The 5,769-nt window shown below is 72.3% G+C and carries 4 protein-coding genes; 3 read left to right on the top strand and 1 reads right to left on the bottom strand.

Translation table 11 applies throughout. The annotated features are described in order from the left end of the window. Positions 1 to 140 precede the first annotated feature (140 nt). Entirely contained in the window at positions 141 to 3,623 is a 3,483-nt protein-coding gene (locus tag VJR25_RS01110; protein WP_324111644.1) for a bifunctional proline dehydrogenase/L-glutamate gamma-semialdehyde dehydrogenase, read from the bottom strand. 97 nt (positions 3,624 to 3,720) lie between these two features. Between VJR25_RS01110 and VJR25_RS01105 the strand changes: the two genes are divergently transcribed. The 3 genes from VJR25_RS01105 to VJR25_RS01095 form a co-directional block, all read left to right on the top strand. After that, positions 3,721 to 4,629, top strand: a complete 909-nt coding sequence (locus VJR25_RS01105; protein ID WP_324111642.1) for a LysR substrate-binding domain-containing protein — start codon at positions 3,721 to 3,723, stop codon at positions 4,627 to 4,629. A gap of 60 nt (positions 4,630 to 4,689) precedes the next feature. Continuing rightward, a complete protein-coding gene (locus tag VJR25_RS01100; RefSeq protein WP_324111640.1) occupies positions 4,690 to 5,340 on the top strand; it encodes a DUF1990 family protein in 651 nt (216 codons plus the stop codon). Then, on the top strand, positions 5,340 to 5,769 hold a 430-nt coding region (locus VJR25_RS01095), incomplete at its 3' end, for a radical SAM protein (protein ID WP_324111638.1). The genes VJR25_RS01100 and VJR25_RS01095, both read left to right, overlap by 1 nt.

Genomic DNA, 5,769 nt, shown 5'->3' with positions numbered 1-5,769 from the left:
CTGCCTCCCGGTCGTTGAGCGAGCGGAGCGAGCCGTAACGCGTCTGCCTTCCGGTCGTTGAGCGAGCGCGGCGAGTCGAAACGCGTCTGCCTCCCGGTCGTTGAGCGAGCGGAGCGAGCCGAAACGCGCCTCCCTCCCGGTCAGGGCTGCAGCGTGACACCGCCCGCGACGAGCGCTGCGATCGGGACGCGGCGCGGCGTGCCGAAGCGGTGCGCAGAGATCGAGATCGCCTGCTCACGGACGAACGTCAGCAGTTCGACCCGCCCCGCGGTGACGACCGGTGCCGCGTGGATCGCGACGGCCGGAGACCCGCCGACGGCCCGCGCGACGTCGGACACCGATCCGCCGACGAGGCGGATGCGTCCGCCCTCCCTCGCCAGGCGCTCGGCTCGGCGCTCCCACTCCGGGGCGCCCTCCACGAGCACGGATGCCCCTGTGCTGCGCAGCCAGGACATGAGCTCAGCCGGCAGTGGAGTGGCGAGGCTCACGACCAGCGGGGCGCTCACGCGCATGCCGGCGGCGGCGACGCGCACGAGTTCGATGAGCCGGGACCCCTCGAAGCGGATCGTGACCGGCACCGCCTGGTAGCGGAACGCGTTCTGCTCGGTCTGGAGCCCCGTGACATCCGTGACCGTGCGGAACTCGTGCTCCCAGGCGGCGACGTCGGTCGCGAGTGCGCCGCTCAGCCACGCACGCTCCTCGACCGACGCGCCCGCGGCGGCACGGAGCGCGGCATCGGTCAGCGCATCGGCCGGGGCCCCGGCCACCGGCTCGTCCGTCCAGTCGGTGAGCGCGAACAGGTAGTTCGGGCCGCCGGCCTTGGTGCCGGTGCCGACGGCGGCCTTCTTCCATCCGCCGAACGGCTGCCGCTGCACGATCGCGCCGGTGGTGCCGCGGTTGACGTACAGGTTGCCCGCCTCGATCGTGTTCAGCCACGTGTCGATCTCGGCCGCGTCCAGCGAGTGCAGGCCGGAGGTGAGGCCGTACTCGATGGCGTTGACGAGGCCGATGGCCTCCTCGAGCGTCTCCGCGGTCATCACGCCGAGCACCGGGCCGAAGTACTCGGTCAGGTGGAACTCGGAGCCGGGGGCGACGCCCTCGCGGATGCCGGGGCGCCACAGGGCGCCGTCGTCGTCGAGGCGCTCGGGCTCGAGCAGCCACGTCTGGCCCGCGTCGAGCGTGGTCAGCGCGCGCAGCAGCTTGCCCTCGGCCGGTGCGATGAGCGGCCCGATCCGGGAGGACGCCTCCCACGGCATCCCGACCGGGTAGGCGCGAACGGCATCGACGAGTTGACGGCGGAAGCGCTCCGAGGTGGCGACCGATCCGACGAGCACGACGAGGGATGCCGCCGAGCATTTCTGGCCGGCGTGGCCGAAGGCCGAGGAGGCGACGTCCTTCGCGGCGAGATCCAGGTCGGCGCTGGGCGTCACGATGATCGCGTTCTTGCCGCTCGTCTCGGCCAGCAGCGGCAGGTCGGTGCGGAAACCGCGGAACAGCTCGGCGGTCTCATAGCCGCCGGTGAGGATGACGCGTTCCACGGCGGGGTCGCTGATCAGCCGACGTCCGAACTCGCGTCCGTCCAGCTGAACGTACTGCAGCACATCGCGGGGCACGCCGGCCTCCCACAGGGCCTCGACCATCACCGCGCCGGAGCGTCGGGCCTGACGCGCAGGCTTGATGATCACGGGGGATCCGGCGGCGAGCGCCGCGAGGGTGGAGCCTGCAGGGATCGCCACGGGGAAGTTCCACGGCGGGGTGACCACCGTCATCCCGACGGGCTTCGGCCGCGCGCCGTCGATGCGCACCAGTTCGCGCCCGCGCTCCGCGTAGTAGTGCGCGAAGTCGATCGCCTCGGAGACCTCCGGGTCGCCCTGTTCCAGCACCTTGCCGCACTCGGAGGCCATCACCTCGAGCAGCTCGGCGCGCCGGCTCTCCAGCACATCGCCGGCGCGGTGCAGGATCTCGGCCCGCTCGTCGGCGCTGAGCGCCTGCCAGGTCGCACGGGCCGCGACGCCGCGGCGGATCGTCTCGTCGAGCACCGCGGCGTCTGCGATGACGTGGGATGCCGCCGTCTCGGCGCCGAGCTCCGAGGCCGGCATGCGCATGCGGATGTCGTCGCCCCAGGCGCGGTTGGCGCCGAGGCTCGGGTCGGTGTCGGGGGTGTTGCGGAACCCGTCGCGCAGTGCGGGGGCGGGGGCGGCGGCGCGATCCTGCGTGCGGTTCGGCGCCGGCACGTCGGTGGGCATCGTGGCCACGGCCGCGAGGAAGCGGTCGCGCTCGCGCTCGAAGAGCGCGGGGTCCTCGTCGAGGTCGCAGATCGCGGACATGAAGTTGTCGTGCGAGGCGCCCTCCTCCAGCCGCCGGATCAGGTAGGCGATCGCGACGTCGAACTCCTTCGGGTGCACGACCGGCGTGTACAGCAGCAGCCGGCCGACGGTGCCGCGGACGACGGCCGCCTGTGCCGAGGCCATGCCGAGCAGCATCTCGAACTCGACGCCCTCGGCGGCGCCGCGCCGGTTCGCGAGCAGCCAGGCGAGGGCGATGTCGAAGAGGTTGTGGCCGGCGACGCCGATGCGCACCGCGGCGGTGTGCTCAGGCCGCAGGGCGTAGTCGAGGACGGCCTTGTAGGAGGCATCCGTCGCCTGCTTGCTGTGCCAGGTCGCGAGCGGCCAGTCGTGCACTTCGGCGTCGACCATCTCCATGGGCAGGTTGGCGCCCTTGACGACGCGCACCTTGATCGGCGCACCGCCGGAGGCGACGCGCGCGGCGGCCCATTCCTGCAGGCGGACCATCGCCGAGAGAGCGTCCGGCAGGTACGCCTGCAGCACGATCCCCGCCTCGAGCTCGTGGAACTCGGGCCGGTCGAGGATCGAGGTGAACACCGCGAGGGTGAGGTCGAGGTCCTTGTACTCCTCCATGTCGAGGTTGATGAACTTCGCCCCGCTCCGGGCGGATGCCGCGATGCGGTACAGCGGGATGAGCGCGTTCGCCGCGTGGTCGACGGCTTCGTCGAATGCCCACGGGCTGTGCGGGGCCACGGTCGAGGAGACCTTGATCGAGACGTAGTCGACGTCGTCCCGGGCGAGCAGGCGGCGGGTTCCTTCGAGGCGCCGGGAGGCCTCGTTCCGACCGAGGATCGCCTCGCCGAGGAGGTTCACGTTGAGCCGCACGCCGGGGGTCGCACGCAGGCGCCGGATGCTGCCGCCGAGCCGGCCGTCGGTGGCATCCACGATGAGGTGGCGCACCATGCCGCGCAGCACGCGACGGCTCAGGGGGATGACGACGCCGGGGAACGCCGGTGCGAGCGCGCCGCCGAGCCGGATGAGGCTGCGCAGCGGGGCGGGCAGGAACGCCGGGGTGAGCGGCACGAGATCGTGCAGGTTCCGGGCCGCGACCCGGAGGTCCTCGGGGCGGACGACGCCGTCCACGAAGCCGACCACGAAATCGAGCCCGTTCTCGTCGCGCAGCACGCCGGCGAGGCGCTTGGCGGCCTTGTCGACGGGGATGCTGCGGCTCTCGATGAGCCACTGCCGTACGAGCGCGACGGCTTCGTCGGCGAGTTCGGCGAGATCGGCGGAGGCCGTGGACGCGGGGGAGCCCGCTGCCGTGTCGAGAGAGGTCAAGAGAACTCCATTGTCGTCGTGGGGATGCCTCCAGTCTCAGTTCCGGCACCTACTATGAAAAGCGATTGTTTTCGGCCGGTACGCTTCGGATATGTCGATGAATGACGTCGCTCGTCCTTTCGAGCTCCGGCGGCTGCGGCTGCTTCACGAGTTCGCCCAGCGCGGCACCATCGCCGAGGTGGCCGCGGCCACGTCGTACAGCCCGTCGACCGTGTCCCAGCAGCTGGACATCCTCGCCCGGGAGGCCGGCACCGCGCTTCTCGAGCGCGACGGCCGCCGGGTGCGGCTCACCGAGGCCGGGCGCACGCTGGCGCGCCACGCCGCCCGGATGCTGGAACTCGACGAGGCTGCCCACGCCGAGCTCGCGGCATCCCGCGGGGCGCCCACCGTCGTGCGCATCGCGGTGATGCCGACCGCGGCGCAGGCGCTCGTCCCGCGCGCGCTCGGACTGCTCGACGAGCGCGAGCCGACCCTGCGCCTCGAGTCGGTGGAGATGTCGCCCGAGGAGGGGCTCCGCGAACTCGCGACCCGCGCCTTCGACCTCGTCGTCGCCGAGCAGTACCCGGGTCACGCGCGCGAGTTCCGCGAGGGGTTCGACCGCGTGCTGCTCGGCCCGGACCCGGTGCGGCTCGCGATCGGCCCGGACGACCCGGCCCGGGACATCGCCGAGCTGGCGGATCGGCCGTGGATCCTGGAACCCCGCGGCACCGCGGTGCGCGACTGGGCCGTGCAGCAGTGCCGGGCGGCGGGCTTCGACCCGGACGTCCGGTTCGAGGGCACCGACCTCACGACCCATATCCGGATGGCCGCGGCGGGACGGGCCGTCGCGATGCTGCCGGACATGGTGTGGACGGGCGACCGGGCCACCGTTCGGCTCATCGACCTGCCGGGCGCCCCCGTCCGCGAGATCTTCGCCGCGGTGCGCACCTCGTCGCGGGACAGCCGCGCGATCACGGCCGTGCAGACGGCCCTGCGCGACGCCCTGGCCGCTCATCGCCCGCGCTGAGCCGCGAGCCGGCGAGTTTCCCACGAACCGTCCAGAGTGCTCCTCGGTAGGCTGGAGGTCATGCGCCGCGGGACATTTCGAGACGAAACCGTCGACTACGCCGCCGTGGGTGCAACGCAGGCAGCGGATCTGATGCAGTATCCGCCGGAGAAGAGCACCCCGTTCACGGAGTCGTGGCGGATCGGCAGCGGCGAGGCGCGGTTCCGCGCAGCGAGCGACGCCCTGCTCGAATGGCGTGCCCAGCGTGACGGCGGCCTCGCGGTCACCGACATCCGTCCGGCATCCGGCCCCGTCTACTCGGGGGTGAGCTTCGATCACGAGGGGCACCCCATCGCCCCGAGCAAGTCGGAGCCCGAGCAGCGGTTCGATGCGGACGGCACGCCGTGGGTGAGCCCCGGGGCGACGCTGCATCTGCGCGGCCGCGTCAAAGGCCTCAAGGCCGACGGCGAGCTGCGGGTGATCTTCGTCGCCGAGGACTCCCACCATGTCGGGTTCGCCCTGGGCACGGTCGGGCGTTCGGTCGTCTCGGGCGAGGAGTCCTTCATGGTCGACTGGTACGAGAACGACGAGGTGTGGTTCACCGTGCGGGCGTTCGACCGGCCGGCATCCTTCTTCTACAAGCTGCTGCCGTTCCTCGTGAAGCGCCGCCGCCGGGCGCTGTCGCAGCGGTACCTGCGCGCGATCTCGCCGCTGTACTCGACTCCCGCCTGATGGGCTCCGCTCTTCCCGAGGGGGAACCGGCTCCGGACGACGGTTCCCTGCCCGACGAGGCGGTGGTGGATGCCGCCACCGACTTCGGTGTCTATCTGCACGTCCCGTTCTGCCGGGTGCGGTGCGGCTACTGCGACTTCAACACCTACACGTCGTCGGAGCTGCGCGGCGCCCGTCAGGACCAGTATGCGGACACCCTGCTTCGCGAGGTCGACCTCGCCCGCACCGTGCTCGCGGCGCGGGGGCCGCTGCGGCCGGCCGCGACGGTGTTCTTCGGCGGCGGGACCCCCACGCTGCTGCCGCCGTCCGCGCTGGGCGCCATCCTGCGGGCCATCGACGCCGAGTTCGGCCTGGCGCCCGGGGCCGAGGTGACCACCGAGGCGAATCCGGAGAGCGTCGACGAAGCCAGCCTGAGCGAACTGCGGGCGC

Origin of the sequence: Microbacterium sp., assembly GCF_035277845.1 — a bacterium.
GTDB lineage: Bacteria > Actinomycetota > Actinomycetes > Actinomycetales > Microbacteriaceae > Microbacterium.
This window is presented reverse-complemented; position numbering and strand designations above follow the sequence as displayed.